Raw genomic sequence first — 16,458 nt, 5'->3', positions numbered from 1 at the left:
TGTTAAAGAGCGGTTGGTTAAGATCTTTCGTCTCAACCGAGGCGCGCATTCTACAGCAGCCTCTGTTGCTGTCAAGCGGTTATTTTCAGAAGTTTTCAAAGTTTCCTTTGCAACTTCAACCACTTGCGCTTCCGATCTCTCGTTAGCGGGAGGCGAATTCTACAGCGTTAGTCGCTGCTGTCAACACCTCTTTTTCTCCGCTTTCGACCGAGACGATCGAACCGTCAATAAGGCGACAATACCCTGCCCTACCAACTCCTTCTGGCTTCGATAAACTGAAGCGTAACCGCTGTCGAAAACCGCGTAACTCATTGTTTACCAAGGAGTTTTCCGTTTCGACTGCGCCGGAAGTGGGGCGAATTATAGACGTCCAGAATCTGCCGTCAACCTCTAATTTGGCTTTATCTATCAATAGCTTGCAGAAAGCCGGAAAACCGCCCGCGTTCCTTCTATAAAGGAGAGCAAAACCACTCCCTCTATATAGAAGAGGACTTCAGAGCACCCCCGCCTCTTTGAAAGCAGCGACTGCGTCGGCATTCAGACCCAATACCCGCTGCAAAACCTCCAGCGTATGCTCACCCAATAAAGGAGGTGCGCTACGGTACTCCACTGGCGTCTCGGACAGGCGTATCGGGCTCGCAACTTGGGGTACGATCCCGGCCAAAGCATGAGGCAGCTCAATAGCCAACCCACGAGCCTGAACCTGAGGGTCGGCAAACACCTGAGCCAGATCATTGATCGGCCCACACGGCACGCCTGCCTGCTCCAACCGCATCACCCATTCAGCAGTGGTCTTGAACACGGTCGCCTGGCGGATCAGCGGGATCAGCACCGCCCGATTTGCCACCCTTAACTTATTGGTCGCAAAACGCGGATCATCCGCCCACTGCGGCTGCCCGGCCACCTCCGCAAATTTGCGGAACTGCCCATCATTACCCACGGTGAGGATGAAGTCGCCATCGGCTGTAGGAAAGTCCTGATAAGGCACGATGTTCGGATGGGCGTTGCCCAGGCGCTTAGGCGCAATGCCCGTAGTCAGGTAGTTCATCGCCTGGTTCGCCAGACACGCCACCTGAACGTCCAGCAATGCCATATCAATGTGCTGACCGCCGCCACCATGATCCCGATGAGCCAGCGCAGCCAGGATCGCTACCGTTGAATAGAGCCCAGTCAGAATGTCTGTCAGCGCCACGCCAACTTTCACCGGGCCTGCACCTTCATCTCCTTCGGGGCGACCGGTCAAACTCATCAGACCGCCCAAGCCCTGGATCATGAAGTCATAACCCGCACGCTTGGCATACGGGCCGGTCTGACCGAACCCAGTGATCGAGCAATAGATCAGCTTCGGATTGGCCACCTTTAGCGACTCGTAGTCCAGCCCATATGCCGCAAGACCACCGACCTTGAAGTTCTCGATGAGGATGTCCGACTTCGCCGCCAACTCACGCACCAGTTGCTGACCCTCTGGCCGCGTGAAGTCGATGGTTACCGATTGCTTGTTGCGGTTGGCGGACAAGTAATAGGCCGCCTCGCTGGTGTTCTCGCCATAGGCGTCTTTAAGGAACGGAGGTCCCCAGGCGCGCGTGTCATCGCCATTACCCGGACGCTCGACCTTGATGACGTCAGCGCCAAGGTCCGCAAGGATCTGCCCGGCCCAAGGCCCGGCGAGCACCCGCGACAAATCCAGTACCCGTAGATGCGAAAGCGCGCCCATGGCCGTTCTCCTATTAATAGAACGCCTGGATGCCGGTCTGCGCGCGACCGAGGATCAGCGCGTGGACGTCATGCGTACCTTCATAGGTATTCACCACTTCCAGGTTGACCAAGTGGCGAGCCACACCGAACTCATCGGAGATACCGTTGCCACCCAGCATGTCGCGAGCCATGCGAGCGATGTCGAGGGACTTGCCGCAAGAGTTGCGCTTCATCATCGAAGTGATCTCGACCGCGGCAGTACCTTCATCTTTCATACGTCCCAGACGCAGGCAGCCTTGCAACGCCAGAGTGATTTCGGTCTGCATGTCGGCCAGCTTCTTCTGGATCAACTGAGTGGCCGCCAATGGACGACCAAACTGCTGACGATCCAGGGTGTACTGACGAGCGGTGTGCCAGCAGAACTCGGCAGCGCCCAGTGCGCCCCAGGAAATGCCGTAACGTGCCGAGTTAAGGCAGGTAAAAGGGCCCTTCAAACCACGGACATCCGGGAAGATGTTCTCTTCAGGAACAAACACGTTGTCCATGACGATCTCGCCGGTGATGGATGCACGCAGGCCAACCTTGCCATGAATCGCCGGAGCGCTCAGACCTTTCCAGCCCTTCTCCAGCACAAAGCCACGAATGTCGCCCGCATCGTCCTTGGCCCAAACCACGAATACATCAGCGATCGGGCTGTTGGTGATCCACATCTTGCTGCCGGTGAGGCTGTATCCACCTTCCACTTTGCGTGCACGAGTAATCATCGCGCCCGGGTCGGAACCGTGGTTGGGCTCGGTCAGACCGAAGCAACCGATCCACTCACCCGTGGCCAGCTTCGGCAGGTATTTCTGCTTCTGTGCTTCGGTACCGAATTCATTGATCGGCACCATGACCAGCGAGGACTGCACACTCATCATCGAGCGGTAGCCGGAGTCGACACGCTCGACCTCACGGGCAATCAGGCCGTAGCTGACGTAGTTCAAGCCACTGCCACCGTATTGTTCAGGGATGGTCGCACCCAGCAGACCCACTTCACCCATCTCACGGAAAATCGCCGGGTCAGTCTTCTCATGACGGAAAGCTTCGAGAACACGCGGTGCGAGCTTCTGCTGAGCGAATTGCTCGGCCGTGTCGCGAATCATGCGTTCTTCTTCAGTGAGCTGTTGATCCAGCAACAGGGGATCGATCCAGTTGAAGCTAGCTTTACCGCCCATGAGTGAGTCCTCTCGAATCGGGTCAAATAACGTGGATTGATCCTAGGCCGGGTTCGGCGTCCCGGCAAACGAGGTTTTCGCATACTGTTGTGCTAATTTCTCACTCCGAAACGTTGCAAAATCGCCTTTATGCAATGCATTAGTGAGGTTGACGTACATGCGCAGGAAGATCCCCAGCACAACAGCCCTGATCAGCTTTGAAGCGGCAGCGCGCCACGAGAGCTTTACCAAGGCTGCCCAGGAGCTTTCTCTCACTCAGGGAGCGATTTGCCGGCAGATCGCCAGCCTCGAGGAGTTCCTCAATGTCGAACTGTTCCGACGTTCGCGGCGCGGAGTGAAGCTGACAGAGGCCGGGCTTTCCTACAGCCGCAGAGTGGCCACCCAACTCGACGCGGTTGAACGGGACACCTTGTCAGTGATGGGCCAACAAGGAGCCAACTCGATCGAACTGGCGGTGGTTCCGACCTTCGGCACTCAATGGCTGCTGCCACGACTCAAGGACTTCCAGCACAAACACCCAGAGGTGACGGTCAACCTTACAAACCGTACACGCCCCTTCCTGTTTGCCGACACCGACTTCGATGCCGCCATTTACTTCGGCGACGCCGACTGGCCGGGTACCGAATCCCACAGGCTAATGGGCGAGAATCCGATGCCGGTGTGCAGCCCCACGTTGCTGGGCCAAAAAACCAACCTGAGCCCCGGTGAAATCGCCGAGTTGCCCTTGCTACAACAGACCACCCGCCCTTATGCCTGGCGCCAATGGTTCAACTCCCAGAACCTGAATGTCCCGCGAGACATGACAGGACCGCGTTACGAGCTATTCTCCATGCTCGCCCAAGCGGCGATGCATGACATGGGGATCGCGCTGATTCCGCCATTCCTGATTCAGCGCGAATTGGTGGAGAAGCGCCTGGTCATTGCCAATGCCCAAGCACTATCGAGCATCAAGGCCTACTACCTGATGATTCCTGATCGAAAGGTCGAATCAGCCTCTTTGAAGGCATTTCGCGACTGGCTGGTAAATCAGGCACATAGCTACAACCTAGAAGAATAAAGGCTCACACTGATTAGCTGACCACGTAGTCAATAAAACAAAAGCACTACAGATATAAGTATTTGTCGCATATCGACAGACTGTACTGAAAACAGTACAAACGTCCCACAAGCGTTTGAGTACGTGGCTTTGAGCCTCTACTGGCAAGCAATGACAACCTATTCACCGTGCGGATGTGTAAATTCTTGAATTTTGGCTAAAAACCTTAGAAGCCACGGCCTGCAAGGGATTTATCAGAGAGGTGCGACATTCGGTCACGGGGTGACTTGTAGTTAATTTTCCGTCACCCGTCATAATCCCTTGAAGGGCACAAAGTTCGCCTGCAAAATGCCGCGCCCCGCCCTGATTTGGCGGGACCGTGCTGATCGGCCGCCCCAGCCGCACCATCCGAAGTGCCTGGGTTTACTCAATAAGATCACGCAGGAGATTTGACGTGCACATTGGTGTTCCTCTCGAAACCCAGACGGGTGAAACACGGGTTGCTGCAACCCCGGAAACCATCAAGAAGCTGATCGGCCAGGGTCATAAGGTCACTGTACAAAGCGGCGCCGGCATTAACGCCAGCGTTGTCGACAGTGCTTATGAAGCTGCAGGCGCAACCATTGGCAGCGCCAACGATGCGTTTGGTGCCGAGCTGATTCTCAAGGTGGTCGCCCCCAGCGACAGCGAACTGACGCTGATCAAGAGCGGCACCGTCGTGGTGGGCATGCTCAACCCGTTCAGCAATGAAACCATCGCCAAACTGGCCGAATGCGGCATTACCGCGTTTGCGCTGGAAGCTGCGCCACGCACCTCCCGCGCCCAGAGCCTGGATGTGCTGTCCTCCCAAGCGAACATCGCCGGTTATAAGTCCGTGCTGCTGGCCGCTCACTACTACCCACGCTTCATGCCGATGCTGATGACCGCCGCGGGTACCGTGAAAGCGGCGCGCGTGCTGATTCTCGGTGCCGGTGTGGCCGGTTTGCAGGCGATTGCCACTGCAAAACGTCTGGGCGCCGTGATCGAAGCGTCCGATGTGCGTCCTGCGGTGAAGGAGCAGATTGAATCCCTGGGTGCGAAATTCGTCGACGTGCCGTACGAAACCGATGAAGAGCGCGAATGCGCCGTCGGTGTCGGCGGTTATGCGCGCCCCATGCCGGCCAGCTGGATGCAGCGTCAGGCCCTGGCCGTACACGAACGCGCCAAGCAGGCTGACATCGTCATCACCACGGCACTGATCCCGGGCCGCAAGGCGCCGACACTGCTCAGCGCCGAAACTGTGGCGCAGATGAAGCCAGGCTCGGTGGTTGTCGACCTCGCTGCAGCCCAGGGCGGCAACTGCCCGCTGACCGTGGCGGACCAGGTCGTGGTCTCGAATGGCGTGACCATTGTCGGCCCGACCAATCTGGCCGGTGCGGTGGCGGCAGACGCTTCGGCGCTGTACGCACGCAACCTGCTGGACTTCCTGAAGCTGGTCTTCAACAAGGAAGGCCAGTTCGAAGTGAACCTAGAAGACGACATCGTCGCAGCGTGCCTGATGTGCCGCGACGGCCAAGTCATCCGCAAAAACGCCTAAGCAGGGATTCAGACGATGGAAGAGCTTATCTCCCCCGGTATCTACAACCTGATCATCTTCGTGCTGGCGATTTATGTCGGTTATCACGTGGTCTGGAACGTTACACCTGCACTGCACACGCCATTGATGGCGGTGACCAACGCCATTTCGGCGATTGTGATCGTCGGCGCGATGCTGGCGGCCGCTTTGACCGTAACACCATTGGGTAAAACCATGGGCACCCTGGCGGTGGCTCTGGCGGCCGTGAACGTGTTCGGTGGTTTCCTGGTCACCCGTCGCATGCTTGAGATGTTCAAGAAAAAAGCCCCGAAAGCCGTACAAGAAGAGGCGCCCAAGTAATGAGCATGAACCTGGTAACGACGCTGTACCTGATCGCGTCGATCTGCTTCATCCAGGCCCTCAAAGGCCTGTCGCACCCGACCACGTCGCGGCGCGGCAACGTGTACGGCATGCTCGGCATGGCCTTGGCGATCCTCACCACCATCGGTCTCATCTATAAGCTGGCGGCGCTCTCCATTGAGCAAGGCGGTGCTACCGCCGGCATCGGCTACGTCATCGTCGGTCTGCTGGCCGGCGGTACCGCCGGTTCGATCATGGCCAAGCGCGTTGAAATGACCAAAATGCCGGAGCTGGTCGCCTTCATGCACAGCATGATCGGTCTGGCGGCGGTGTTCATCGCCATTGCAGCCGTCGTCGAGCCGCAGTCGTTGGGCATCGTCAAACATCTGGGCGATTCGATTCCGGCGGGTAATCGTCTGGAGCTGTTCCTCGGCGCGGCCATCGGTGCAATCACCTTCTCCGGTTCGGTGATCGCGTTTGGCAAGCTGTCGGGCAAGTACAAGTTCCGCCTGTTCCAGGGCGCACCAGTACAGTTCAGCGGTCAGCACAAACTGAACCTGCTGCTGGGTCTGGCGACGCTGGCACTGGGTGTCACGTTCATGCTGACCGGCAACTTCAGCGCCTTTGCCCTGATGCTGATCCTGGCCTTCGTGATGGGCGTGCTGATCATCATCCCGATCGGCGGCGCCGACATGCCCGTCGTGGTGTCGATGCTCAACAGCTACTCCGGTTGGGCGGCAGCGGGTATCGGCTTCTCGCTGAACAACTCGATGCTGATCATTGCCGGCTCGCTGGTGGGCTCGTCCGGTGCGATCCTTTCGTACATCATGTGCAAGGCGATGAACCGTTCGTTCTTCAACGTGCTGCTCGGCGGTTTCGGCAACACCGCGGATGCTGGCCCGGCGGGCTCCAAAGAAGCCCGTCCGGTGAAATCCGGTTCGGCTGATGACGCCACCTTCCTGCTGACCAACGCCGACACCGTGATCATCGTTCCAGGCTATGGCCTGGCGGTAGCACGGGCGCAGCACGCCTTGAAAGAGCTGACCGAGAAACTGAGCCACCGCGGCGTAACCGTGAAGTATGCGATTCACCCGGTTGCCGGCCGGATGCCTGGCCACATGAACGTATTGCTGGCCGAGGCCGAAGTGCCTTACGACCAGGTGTTCGAGATGGAAGACATCAACTCCGAGTTCGGCCAGGCCGACGTGGTGCTGGTGCTCGGCGCCAACGACGTGGTGAACCCGGCAGCCAAGAACGACCCGAAATCGCCGATTGCCGGCATGCCGATTCTCGAAGCGTTCAAGGCCAAGACCATCATCGTCAACAAGCGCTCGATGGCCAGCGGCTATGCCGGCCTGGACAACGAGTTGTTCTATCTGGACAAGACCATGATGGTTTTCGGCGACGCCAAGAAAGTCATCGAAGACATGGTTAAAGCCGTCGAGTAAAAACCTTCGGCAACCTGAACGCCCCGACTCGTCGGGGCGTTTTTGTTTGCGTCTGTTACCGATCCTGCAAAGGTGTTTTGCCTGAAAGCACCGGAATAGACGCCCCGAATGCGACCTTGGTAGCGGGACGGGCGCCGCTCGAATTCACTAGACTGCGCACCTTGCTTCCGTTGCCCGAGATAACAATCATGTACCGTGACCGTATTCGCTTGCCTTCATTGTTGGACAAGGTAATGAGCGCCGCCGACGCTGCCGCTCTGATTCAGGACGGCATGACCGTCGGCATGAGCGGCTTTACCCGAGCCGGCGAAGCCAAGGCCGTGCCTCATGCACTGGCCGAGCGCGCCAAGGTCACGCCGCTGAAAATAAGCTTGATGACCGGCGCCAGCCTGGGCAACGACCTCGACAAACAGCTGACTGAAGCCGGCGTACTGTCGCGACGCATGCCGTTCCAGGTGGACAGCACTCTGCGCAAGGCGATCAATGCCGGCGAAGTCATGTTCATCGACCAGCACCTGTCGGAAACCGTAGAGCAGCTGCGTAACCAGCAACTCAAGCTGCCGGACATCGCGGTGATCGAAGCCGTGGCGATCACCGAGCAGGGCCATATCGTGCCGACCACCTCGGTAGGCAACTCGGCCAGCTTCGCGATTTTCGCCAAACACGTGATCGTCGAGATCAATCTGGCGCACAACCCGAATCTCGAAGGCTTGCACGACATCTATATCCCTACCTACCGGCCTACCCGCACACCTATTCCACTGGTGAAGGTCGATGACCGTATCGGCAGCACTGCCATCCCGATACCGCCGGAAAAAATCGTCGCGATCGTGATCACTAATCAATCCGACTCGCCCTCTACTGTGCTGCCGCCGGACGCAGACACCCAGGCCATCGCCGACCACCTGATCGACTTCTTCAAGCAAGAAGTGGCTGCCGGTCGCATGACCAACAAACTCGGTCCGCTGCAAGCCGGTATTGGCAGTATCGCCAACGCGGTGATGTGCGGCTTGATCGACTCGCCATTCGAAGACCTGACCATGTACTCCGAAGTGCTGCAGGATTCGACTTTCGATTTGATCGACGCCGGCAAGTTGAGCTTCGCTTCGGGCAGTTCGATCACCCTGTCGAGCCGGCGCAATGCCGATGTATTCGGGAATCTGGAGCACTATAAGGACAAGCTGGTGCTGCGCCCCCAGGAAATCTCCAATCACCCCGAAGTGGTGCGGCGCCTGGGCATCATCGGCATCAACACTGCGCTGGAGTTCGACCTGTACGGCAACGTCAACTCCACTCACGTCTGCGGCACACGGATGATGAATGGCATCGGCGGCTCGGGCGACTTCGCGCGCAATGCGCACCTGGCGATTTTTGTCACCAAGTCGATCGCCAAGGGCGGGGCGATTTCCAGCGTGGTTCCCATGGTCAGCCACGTCGACCACACAGAACATGACGTCGATATTCTCGTGACCGAGATCGGCCTGGCCGACCTCCGTGGCCTGGCCCCGCGCGAGCGGGCCCGCGTCATTATCGATAACTGTGTTCACCCGGACTATCGCCCGGCCCTGAATGACTACTTCACTGCTGCTTGCGCAGTCGGCGGGCATACCCCGCATATCCTGCGTGACGCACTGAGCTGGCACATGAACCTGGAAGAAACCGGGCGCATGCTGGCGGTGTAATTGATACAGATAGCAGCTGACGCAAACACAGTTTCGTCAGCTCGCTGTTGCAGCATTCTTTTCAATCAAAAACTGTACTGCTGTACCGGTCTTTTCCTACCGTAATTGCCTACATTTTCCAGTCAAGCACCATGAAATGCACCATATTGGTGCTGATAGGTACAGTTGCCTCAATTTAGACCAGTACACCACCGTTTAACAGTTAACTGGTCTCTCACAATACAGGTGAACTGTATCTACAGAGACTGGCCAAACGAGAGGATCATTGGCATCAGTTAAACCACTACCTAATCCCGCCACAAGCGGAAGGATGTCAACCATGGAACGTACACTCAGTTCCGAGCTGTTCTTCGAAGACACTGCTGCAAAAACCCAGACTTCCATGCCTTTGCGCGTTATCGCCAACCTGATGCTGTGGCAGCGCCGCATCTCCAGCCGCCATCAACTGGCTCGCCTGGATTCGCGTCTGCTGGCTGACGCCGGGATTAGCGAAGCACAACGCTACGAAGAGCTGAGCAAGCCGTTCTGGCGCTAAGTTAGCGTCGCTGGCTCTGACCCACCGAGTCCACCGCCAGCAACCCGAATTGAACAAACAGAACCCGTCGTGGGAAACCACGACGGGTTTTGTCGTTTTAGGGCTTCATATTGGGGGCGTACAGAAGAGAAAATCACCGACAGTGACAGTTTTTAAATATATAAAAACAACCAGTACAGTTTATTCTAAGTGTGTCTGCGCTCGCCTGCATGAACAAGCGGGACTGTTCTAACCGATGTACGCAGGCCTAATATCTGTATAAACCGTGGCGAACGCTTTAAGACGACAGGCGTCTGATCCTGTGCCACCTCTCTATCGGTCTATCCAAAGGAGCTACCTCATGTCCCCCCTTCGCCTGCTCAGCGCTGCAGCCCTGCTTGCCATGGCTGCCAATGCCCACGCCTCCAGTTTTATCGTGACCACCGACTCCATCGTTAATGGCCTGAAGGCTTCCTCCGACGCGACTTCGGATGTCTCGTCCTCCTTTCGCGACAACAAAATCGTCCGCGCTGCCCGTGACGATGCCGCCAGCTTCGTTGCCAGTGATGGTGCCATCCGTGGCGTGAAACTGGAAAGCGCGCTCAACCATATCCGCCAACAGGCTCCACAACTGAATGCGACCGACGCACAGCTGGCCCAGGCCATCCTGACGATCTAGACAACTGCGCTGAACCGGGACACGCCCGTCGTGTCCCAATGTTTCGGCGCTGGCTCTAGCCCGGGCATTGCGCTAGCCTTGGGGCTCGCTTTCAGCTATCGAGCCTCATGCGTTTTCTTTCAAGTCTGTTGATCACTCCGGTTTTTCTCGCGGCCTGCTGGTCGGGTTCGGCCCATGCCTTCGACGCTTTCAACCTGTCTACACAAGGCACCGTAGCCAGTGGTTACGCCACCAGCATGGTGACCTCCGCGCCCTTCGACCATAAAATGCTGATCGCCGCCCGGGATGACGCTGCAGCGTTCATCGCCAGTGACGGCCAACTGCGAGGAGCACAACTGGAATCGGCCTTGATCTACCTGCGCCGGACCCAGCCAAAACTTCATGCCAGCGACCTTGAACTGGCGCAGGCAATTCTCGTCCAATAGTTATCCTTGTTTCTCCGGAGTCACTCCATGCGTAGCCCGCTGATTGCTGCCACCCTTGGCCTGCTGTTGTTGGCCGACGTGGCCCAGGCCCACACCCTGGTAGCCACCAGTAACATGATCATTCGTGCCTCCCAGCGCACGCTTGATTTCACTTCCGATACCACCACGTCCATCCGCGATTCGAAGATCGTCCGTGAAGCCCACGACGATGCGGCCAGTTTCGTCGCCAGCGACGGTGAAATCCGTGGTGCACACCTGGAGGCGGCCTTCGACACCTTGCGCACCCGCGTACCGGAAGCCCGCGACGCCAGTGATCAGGTTCTCGCCGAAGCCATCCTCGCACTGTGAAATCACTAAGCGCCTGGCTGCTGGCCGGGGTTGTGTTGCTACTTGGCAACACGGCCCAGGCCGGCCTGCAATTACGGCTCAAGACCGACGGCCTGAGCCCCGCGCAACAGCAGGCCAGTCAGGCACTGCTCGATGAAGCCATGCAGGCGTTACCGCCACGCTTCATCGAGCAGCTGGACCGGCACATCGATGTCGGCTGGACCGACAACATGCCGAGCAATGCCTATGGCCAGGCATCGCTGGTGTCTGAGCTCGACCTGAATCGCAACCTGCTCGCCAGCCTCACCGACGGCAGCGCCGCGACCAAAAAAACCTATCGTCCCCACGGCACCGTGCGCCAGGAAATGCTCGCCACGGTGTTGCACGAACTCACCCACATCTACGACCGCGCACGCCTGTGGCCGGACGCCGAGCGCACACTGATCCAGCGCTGCACACAACGTAACAGCAGCTCTGGACTGATCGGCATCCCGGATCAGTGCCGCGGACAGACCGACCGACGCTGGACCCTCAGCGACGACCCTCGCCTGCTCGATCTGGCCGGCTGGCCGCAATACGTCGGTCGGCGCGGTGAGCGCGAACAGCACAACCGGCAGATTGCCCGCAGCCCGGACATCTACGAGACGAGCAGCCCGAAGGAGTTCGTCGCGGTCAACATGGAGTACTTCCTCCTCGACCCAAGCTATGCCTGCCGTCGCCCTGCGCTGTATCGCTACTACAAAGAACACTTCGGCTGGGCGCCAGCCGCCAAAGACACCTGCGCCCGATCATTCGCCTTCCTCAATGCGGGTAACGATTTCGCCAAACAGCCCTTGGGCCAGGTCGATCCGGAACGGGTGTATGCCGTCGACTATCTGCTGGCAGAAGCCAACCAGAACTGGGTCAGCCGCTGGGGTCACAGCATGCTGCGACTGGTGATCTGCGCGCCCGGTCGGCCTCGCGGGCCGGATTGCCGCCTCGATCTGGATCAACATCTGGTGCTGTCCTACCGCGCCTTCGTCGGCGACGTACAGTTGTCGAGTTGGGATGGGCTGGTGGGCAAATACCCATCGCGCCTGTTTGTGTTGCCGCTGGCCCAGGTGATCGACGAATACACCAAGACCGAACTGCGCAGCCTGGCCTCGGTACCGCTGAACCTGTCGCGCAGCGAGATCGAAGACGTGGTGGAGCACGCCGCCGAGATGCACTGGAGTTACGACGGCAATTACTTCTTCCTGTCCAACAACTGCGCCGTGGAAAGCCTGAAACTGCTGCGCAGCGGCAGCAATAATGCCCAGCTGACAGGGCTCGACAGCATCATGCCCAACGGCTTGCTGGAAGTACTCAAGAGCCGCGGACTGGCGGATACCAGCGTGCTCGACGACCCTCGCGAAGCGCTACGCCTGGGCTATCGCTTCGACTCCTTCCGCGAGCGTTATCAAGCGATGTTCGAGGTGTTGAAAAAGCATTTGCCGATCAAGCAGGAAAAGGTCGAAGACTGGCTGGCATTGAAAGCTGATGAGCGCCGCAAATGGATTGACCAGGCGGACCTGCGCACCAGCGCGGCATTGCTGTTGCTGGAGCAGGCGAGCTTCCGCCAACAATTAGTGTTGGCCCAGGACGAAGTGAAACAGCGCTACCTGGGTGCTCGGGAATTGAACAACGGCGGCATGGATAAAGCCAACGCGACCTTGCAGCAGATTCTCGTCAATAGCGGCTTCCTCAGCCGTCCGGCCGAACTGCTCGGCACCGGTGGCTATGGTTTGCCGCAGCCGAACGAGTGGACACGCCTGGAGTCGGAAAGCAATCTGCGTCAGAAGCAGCTTCAAGTGCTGACCGGGGACCTCGACAAGGAAGTGCGAGCGCTGCTCGAGCCAAGCCGCGCTGCTGAAATGGCCGCCAACGAAGAGAACCTGAAACAGGTTGGCGAACATTTGAGGAAATTGCACAAGGCTGCGGGTGGGTTGGAGTTGCCCTGAAAGCAAAAAGGGCTTCAGAACGCAGTCCTGAAGCCCTTTTTGCTGTATGTGCTGTGCCGCGAGGCACTAATTCCTCTCTTACTTTCAGCTGACCCGCGCTTTACGCACGCCCTCGGACAAGGCCGCGCACAGGCTGAGTACGCCCTCCACAGCCTGATCCGGGGTCGAGGCGTTGGCGATGTGATCGATCAGCGCCGATCCCACCACCACACCATCGGCCAGACGCGCGATGGCCGCTGCCTGTTCCGGTGTGCGAATACCGAAGCCGATGCTGATCGGCAGATCGGTATGGCGACGCAGACGGGTGACGGCCTCTTCGACATGTTCCAGAGTCGCCGCGCCCGCACCGGTCACACCCGCCACCGACACGTAGTAAACAAATCCGGAACTGCCATTCAGTACGGTCGGCAGACGCCCATCGTCAGTCGTCGGAGTGGTCAGACGGATGAAGTCCAGGCCCGCCGCCTGTGCCGGGTCGCACAATTCAGCGTTATGTTCTGGCGGCATGTCGACCACGATCAGGCCATCGACACCGGCTTCTTTGGCTTCAGCGATGAAACGCGGCACGCCGTACATGTGAATCGGGTTGAAGTAACCCATCAACACCAGCGGAGTCTCGCTGTTGCCTTCGCGGAACTCGCGAACCATTTGCAGGGTTTTCGCCAGGTTCTGTTTGGCGCCCAGAGCACGGATGTTGGCCAGCTGGATCGCCGGGCCGTCGGCCATCGGATCGGTGAAGGGCATGCCCAACTCGATCACATCAGCACCAGCACCGGGCAAACCTTTGAGGATCGCCAAGGACGTGTCATAGCTTGGGTCACCGGCGGTCACAAAGGTCACCAGGGCGGCGCGGTTCTGTTCCTTGAGTTCGGCAAAACGCGTTTGCAGGCGGCTCATCAGTGTTTCTCCTGCTTGGACTGCACTTGTTGAGAGTTTTCCATGTGGTGCATCACGGTTTGCATGTCTTTGTCGCCACGGCCGGACAGGTTGACCACCATCAGGTGATCTTTCGGCAGGGTCGGTGCGCGCTTGAACACTTCGGCCAGGGCATGGGCGCTTTCCAGTGCAGGAATAATCCCTTCCAGGCGGCAGCACTTATGGAATGCGTCGAGGGCTTCGTCGTCGGTCACTGAGGTGTACTGGACGCGGCCGATGTCATGCAACCAGGCGTGTTCAGGGCCGATGCCTGGATAGTCGAGACCGGCTGAAATCGAGTGCGCGTCAATGATCTGGCCATCATCGTCCTGCAACAGGAACGTACGGTTACCGTGCAGCACGCCCGGTACGCCGCCGTTCAGGCTGGCCGCGTGCTTGCCGGTTTCGATGCCGTAACCGGCCGCTTCGACGCCGATGATCTCGACGCTCTTGTCATCGAGGAACGGATGGAACAGGCCCATCGCATTGGAACCACCGCCGATGCACGCCACCAGGCTGTCTGGCAGACGGCCTTCCTGGGCTTGCAACTGCTCACGGGTTTCCTTGCCGATGACGGCCTGGAAGTCGCGAACCATGGCCGGGTACGGGTGCGGGCCGGCCACGGTGCCGATCAGGTAGAAAGTGCTGTCGACGTTGGTCACCCAGTCACGCAGGGCTTCGTTCATTGCGTCTTTGAGGGTGCCGGTGCCAGCGACCACCGGGATCACTTCGGCGCCCAGCAGCTTCATGCGAAACACGTTGGCTTGCTGACGTTCGATGTCAGTGGTGCCCATGTAGATCACGCAATCGAGGCCGAAACGCGCGGCCACGGTGGCGGTCGCCACGCCGTGCATGCCGGCGCCGGTCTCGGCGATGATGCGTTTCTTGCCCATGCGCCGCGCCAGCAGGATCTGGCCGATGCAGTTGTTGATCTTGTGCGCGCCGGTGTGGTTCAGCTCTTCGCGCTTGAGGTAAATCTTCGCGCCGCCGCAGAACTCTGTCAGGCGCTCGGCGAAATACAGCGGGCTTGGACGTCCGACGTAATCACGCTGGAAGTAGGCCAATTCTTCTTTGAATGCCGGATCTTCCTTGGCTGCTTCGTATTCGCGGGCCAGATCGAGGATCAACGGCATCAGGGTTTCGGCGACGTAACGGCCACCGAACGCGCCAAACAGGCCGTTGGCGTCGGGGCCGTTGCGCAGATTAGTCTGGGTCATGGGTCGCTCCAGTTGTATTCGAGAGGTGACGATGGGGTTCACTCTACCCCTGACATCCCACGCTGAAAACCGATAAGATCGCCGCAACCTGTCAGGAAAACTCACAGATCCCATGAGCCATGACCTCCCCCCGCTGAACGCGCTTCGCGCCTTCGAAGCCACTGCCCGCCTGAACAGCGTCAGTCAGGCTGCCGAACAGCTGCACGTCACCCATGGTGCGGTCAGCCGGCAACTCAAGGTGCTGGAAGAACACCTCGGCGTGAGCCTGTTCATCAAGGATGGACGCGGCCTTAAACTCACAGATGCCGGCGTTCGTTTGCGCGATGCCAGCGGCGAAGCCTTCGAGCGTTTGCGCAGCGTTTGCGCCGAGCTGACCCAAAGCACCGCCGATGCGCCGTTCGTGCTCGGCTGCTCGGGCAGTCTTTTGGCGCGCTGGTTCATTCCGCGTTTGGGGCGCCTGAATGCGGACCTGCCGGATCTGCGTTTGCACCTGTCGGCTGGCGAAGGCGATCTTGATCCACGACGGCCCGGCCTGGATGCTTTATTGGTATTTGCGGAGCCGCCGTGGCCGGCGGATATGCAGGTCTACGAATTGGCCAGCGAACGAATCGGTCCGGTCATGAGCCCTCGATTTGCCGGTTACGAAAGGCTACGAGACGCACCGGCAAGCACACTGTTGAGCGAACCATTGCTGCACACCACCTCACGCCCGCAAGCCTGGCCGAGCTGGGCACAGCAAAGCGGCCTCGATGACAAGGCGCTGAAGTACGGTCAGGGATTCGAGCATTTGTATTATTTGCTGGAAGCAGCAGTGGCCGGGTTGGGCGTCGCCATCGCGCCCGAGCCGCTGGTGGCCGAAGACGTGAAGGCCGGTCGCCTGGTTGCGCCATGGGGCTTCCGTGAAACCCCGGCGCAACTGGCGTTGTGGCTCCCCAAGCGCGCCGCGGACGGGCGCGCTCGGCAGTTGGCGCAGTGGCTTAAAAACGAACTGCGCCAGACACCTTAATGACCGCGCTTGAACAATAAGTAGGCCGCGAGCAATCCCAGCGCACCAACGGCAACACCGGCTGTAGTCCAAGGGTGTTCCTGGGCGTAGTCACGTGTCGCGATCCCGGTTTCACGGGTTTTGACCTTGACCTCTTCATAGGCATCGGCGAGCAGATGGCGTGAGTGTTTCAGCGCGTTCTCGGCGTTGCTTTTCAACGTCTTGAGAGTTTTACGCGACTCGTCCGAGGCGTCGTCCTTCAAGCTTTCCAACGATTTCAACAGACTCTCGATCTCGGCTTCCATGCTTTGCAATGAGGCGTTGCGTAACGACGTGTTGGCCATGATGGCTCTCCTGCATTGTTGATGAGTGACGTGTGTTGGTTGGGACTTCAGGGGTTCGAGAAAGTGCAGTAAATCTGAACGTC

General features: G+C 58.8%; 16 protein-coding genes. 11 read left to right on the top strand and 5 right to left on the bottom strand.

Features of this window, described 5'->3' with window-relative positions; all coding sequences use genetic code 11:
* Positions 1 to 493: 493 nt before the first annotated feature.
* Together ACCC96_RS06520 and ACCC96_RS06515 are read right to left on the bottom strand one after the other, a co-directional pair.
* Complete coding sequence (locus tag ACCC96_RS06520; RefSeq protein WP_258671844.1) at positions 494 to 1,714, bottom strand: CaiB/BaiF CoA transferase family protein; 1,221 nt, start codon at positions 1,712 to 1,714, stop codon at positions 494 to 496.
* Positions 1,715 to 1,727: 13 nt separating this feature from the next.
* Positions 1,728 to 2,909, bottom strand: a complete 1,182-nt coding sequence (locus ACCC96_RS06515) for an acyl-CoA dehydrogenase (protein ID WP_019651177.1) — start codon at positions 2,907 to 2,909, stop codon at positions 1,728 to 1,730.
* Positions 2,910 to 3,066: 157 nt separating this feature from the next.
* Between ACCC96_RS06515 and ACCC96_RS06510 the strand changes: the two genes are divergently transcribed.
* From ACCC96_RS06510 to ACCC96_RS06465, 10 genes are all read left to right on the top strand, one after another.
* The gene (locus tag ACCC96_RS06510) at positions 3,067 to 3,966 is read left to right on the top strand and encodes a LysR family transcriptional regulator (protein WP_413695244.1); all 900 of its coding nucleotides are present in this window, start codon (positions 3,067 to 3,069) and stop codon (positions 3,964 to 3,966) included.
* 433 nt (positions 3,967 to 4,399) lie between these two features.
* On the top strand, positions 4,400 to 5,521 hold the full coding sequence (locus ACCC96_RS06505) for a Re/Si-specific NAD(P)(+) transhydrogenase subunit alpha (RefSeq protein WP_018927228.1): 1,122 nt from the start codon (positions 4,400 to 4,402) through the stop codon (positions 5,519 to 5,521).
* Between the two features lie 15 nt (positions 5,522 to 5,536).
* On the top strand, positions 5,537 to 5,860 hold the full coding sequence (locus ACCC96_RS06500; protein WP_007940759.1) for an NAD(P) transhydrogenase subunit alpha: 324 nt from the start codon (positions 5,537 to 5,539) through the stop codon (positions 5,858 to 5,860).
* Positions 5,860 to 7,308, top strand: coding sequence for an NAD(P)(+) transhydrogenase (Re/Si-specific) subunit beta (locus ACCC96_RS06495; RefSeq protein WP_018927229.1), 1,449 nt, complete (start codon positions 5,860 to 5,862; stop codon positions 7,306 to 7,308). Before ACCC96_RS06500 ends, ACCC96_RS06495 begins: the two co-directional genes overlap by 1 nt.
* 188 nt (positions 7,309 to 7,496) lie before the next feature.
* Entirely contained in the window at positions 7,497 to 8,990 is a 1,494-nt protein-coding gene (locus ACCC96_RS06490) for an acetyl-CoA hydrolase/transferase family protein (RefSeq protein ID WP_258671842.1), read from the top strand.
* Between the two features lie 319 nt (positions 8,991 to 9,309).
* Positions 9,310 to 9,525, top strand: coding sequence for a DUF1127 domain-containing protein (locus tag ACCC96_RS06485; RefSeq protein WP_262171169.1), 216 nt, complete (start codon positions 9,310 to 9,312; stop codon positions 9,523 to 9,525).
* 340 nt (positions 9,526 to 9,865) lie between these two features.
* Positions 9,866 to 10,183, top strand: a complete 318-nt coding sequence (locus ACCC96_RS06480) for a DUF2388 domain-containing protein (protein WP_018927232.1) — start codon at positions 9,866 to 9,868, stop codon at positions 10,181 to 10,183.
* Positions 10,184 to 10,290: 107 nt separating this feature from the next.
* Positions 10,291 to 10,608 (top strand): DUF2388 domain-containing protein, encoded by a 318-nt coding sequence (locus tag ACCC96_RS06475; RefSeq protein WP_018927233.1) that lies wholly within the window; start codon positions 10,291 to 10,293, stop codon positions 10,606 to 10,608.
* Between the two features lie 27 nt (positions 10,609 to 10,635).
* Positions 10,636 to 10,956 carry a DUF2388 domain-containing protein gene (locus tag ACCC96_RS06470; RefSeq protein ID WP_019651180.1) on the top strand — a complete coding sequence of 107 codons (321 nt, stop codon included), beginning with the start codon at positions 10,636 to 10,638 and terminating at the stop codon, positions 10,954 to 10,956.
* Positions 10,953 to 12,914 carry a DUF4105 domain-containing protein gene (locus tag ACCC96_RS06465; protein WP_413695243.1) on the top strand — a complete coding sequence of 654 codons (1,962 nt, stop codon included), beginning with the start codon at positions 10,953 to 10,955 and terminating at the stop codon, positions 12,912 to 12,914. The genes ACCC96_RS06470 and ACCC96_RS06465 overlap by 4 nt, the downstream gene beginning before the upstream one ends.
* An 84-nt stretch (positions 12,915 to 12,998) precedes the next feature.
* Here the strand turns inward: ACCC96_RS06465 and trpA are convergent, their stop codons facing one another.
* Together trpA and trpB are read right to left on the bottom strand one after the other, a co-directional pair.
* Complete coding sequence (gene trpA / locus ACCC96_RS06460; RefSeq protein ID WP_258671839.1) at positions 12,999 to 13,811, bottom strand: tryptophan synthase subunit alpha; 813 nt, start codon at positions 13,809 to 13,811, stop codon at positions 12,999 to 13,001.
* Complete coding sequence (gene trpB, locus ACCC96_RS06455) at positions 13,811 to 15,046, bottom strand: tryptophan synthase subunit beta (protein WP_007940749.1); 1,236 nt, start codon at positions 15,044 to 15,046, stop codon at positions 13,811 to 13,813. The genes trpA and trpB overlap by 1 nt, the downstream gene beginning before the upstream one ends.
* Before the next feature lie 112 nt (positions 15,047 to 15,158).
* On the opposite strand from trpB, the gene ACCC96_RS06450 reads away from it, so the two are divergent.
* Positions 15,159 to 16,052 carry a LysR family transcriptional regulator gene (locus ACCC96_RS06450; RefSeq protein WP_019651182.1) on the top strand — a complete coding sequence of 298 codons (894 nt, stop codon included), beginning with the start codon at positions 15,159 to 15,161 and terminating at the stop codon, positions 16,050 to 16,052.
* Here the strand turns inward: ACCC96_RS06450 and ACCC96_RS06445 are convergent.
* The gene (locus ACCC96_RS06445; protein ID WP_019651183.1) at positions 16,049 to 16,375 is read right to left on the bottom strand and encodes a DUF883 family protein; all 327 of its coding nucleotides are present in this window, start codon (positions 16,373 to 16,375) and stop codon (positions 16,049 to 16,051) included. The genes ACCC96_RS06450 and ACCC96_RS06445 overlap by 4 nt on opposite strands.
* Positions 16,376 to 16,458: the final 83 nt, after the last annotated feature.

It is taken from the genome of Pseudomonas sp. Pseusp11, assembly GCF_047304405.1.
Taxonomy (GTDB): domain Bacteria; phylum Pseudomonadota; class Gammaproteobacteria; order Pseudomonadales; family Pseudomonadaceae; genus Aquipseudomonas.
The sequence above is the reverse complement of the archived record's forward strand: the minus strand, read 5'-3'. Positions and strand labels throughout refer to the sequence as shown.

Bases quoted from the DNA above. Each gene is read 5' to 3' on its own strand.
- ACCC96_RS06490 (WP_258671842.1), top strand. From the start codon at position 7,497: ATGTACCGTGACCGTATTCGCTTGCCTTCATTGTTGGACAAGGTAATG.
- ACCC96_RS06470 (WP_019651180.1), top strand. From the start codon at position 10,636: ATGCGTAGCCCGCTGATTGCTGCCACCCTTGGCCTGCTGTTGTTGGCC.
- ACCC96_RS06480 (WP_018927232.1), top strand. From the start codon at position 9,866: ATGTCCCCCCTTCGCCTGCTCAGCGCTGCAGCCCTGCTTGCCATGGCT.
- ACCC96_RS06515 (WP_019651177.1), bottom strand. From the start codon at position 2,909: ATGGGCGGTAAAGCTAGCTTCAACTGGATCGATCCCCTGTTGCTGGAT.
- ACCC96_RS06500 (WP_007940759.1), top strand. From the start codon at position 5,537: ATGGAAGAGCTTATCTCCCCCGGTATCTACAACCTGATCATCTTCGTG.
- ACCC96_RS06450 (WP_019651182.1), top strand. From the start codon at position 15,159: ATGAGCCATGACCTCCCCCCGCTGAACGCGCTTCGCGCCTTCGAAGCC.
- ACCC96_RS06445 (WP_019651183.1), bottom strand. From the start codon at position 16,375: ATGGCCAACACGTCGTTACGCAACGCCTCATTGCAAAGCATGGAAGCC.
- ACCC96_RS06520 (WP_258671844.1), bottom strand. From the start codon at position 1,714: ATGGGCGCGCTTTCGCATCTACGGGTACTGGATTTGTCGCGGGTGCTC.
- trpB (WP_007940749.1), bottom strand. From the start codon at position 15,046: ATGACCCAGACTAATCTGCGCAACGGCCCCGACGCCAACGGCCTGTTT.
- ACCC96_RS06495 (WP_018927229.1), top strand. From the start codon at position 5,860: ATGAGCATGAACCTGGTAACGACGCTGTACCTGATCGCGTCGATCTGC.
- trpA (WP_258671839.1), bottom strand. From the start codon at position 13,811: ATGAGCCGCCTGCAAACGCGTTTTGCCGAACTCAAGGAACAGAACCGC.
- ACCC96_RS06510 (WP_413695244.1), top strand. From the start codon at position 3,067: ATGCGCAGGAAGATCCCCAGCACAACAGCCCTGATCAGCTTTGAAGCG.
- ACCC96_RS06485 (WP_262171169.1), top strand. From the start codon at position 9,310: ATGGAACGTACACTCAGTTCCGAGCTGTTCTTCGAAGACACTGCTGCA.
- ACCC96_RS06475 (WP_018927233.1), top strand. From the start codon at position 10,291: ATGCGTTTTCTTTCAAGTCTGTTGATCACTCCGGTTTTTCTCGCGGCC.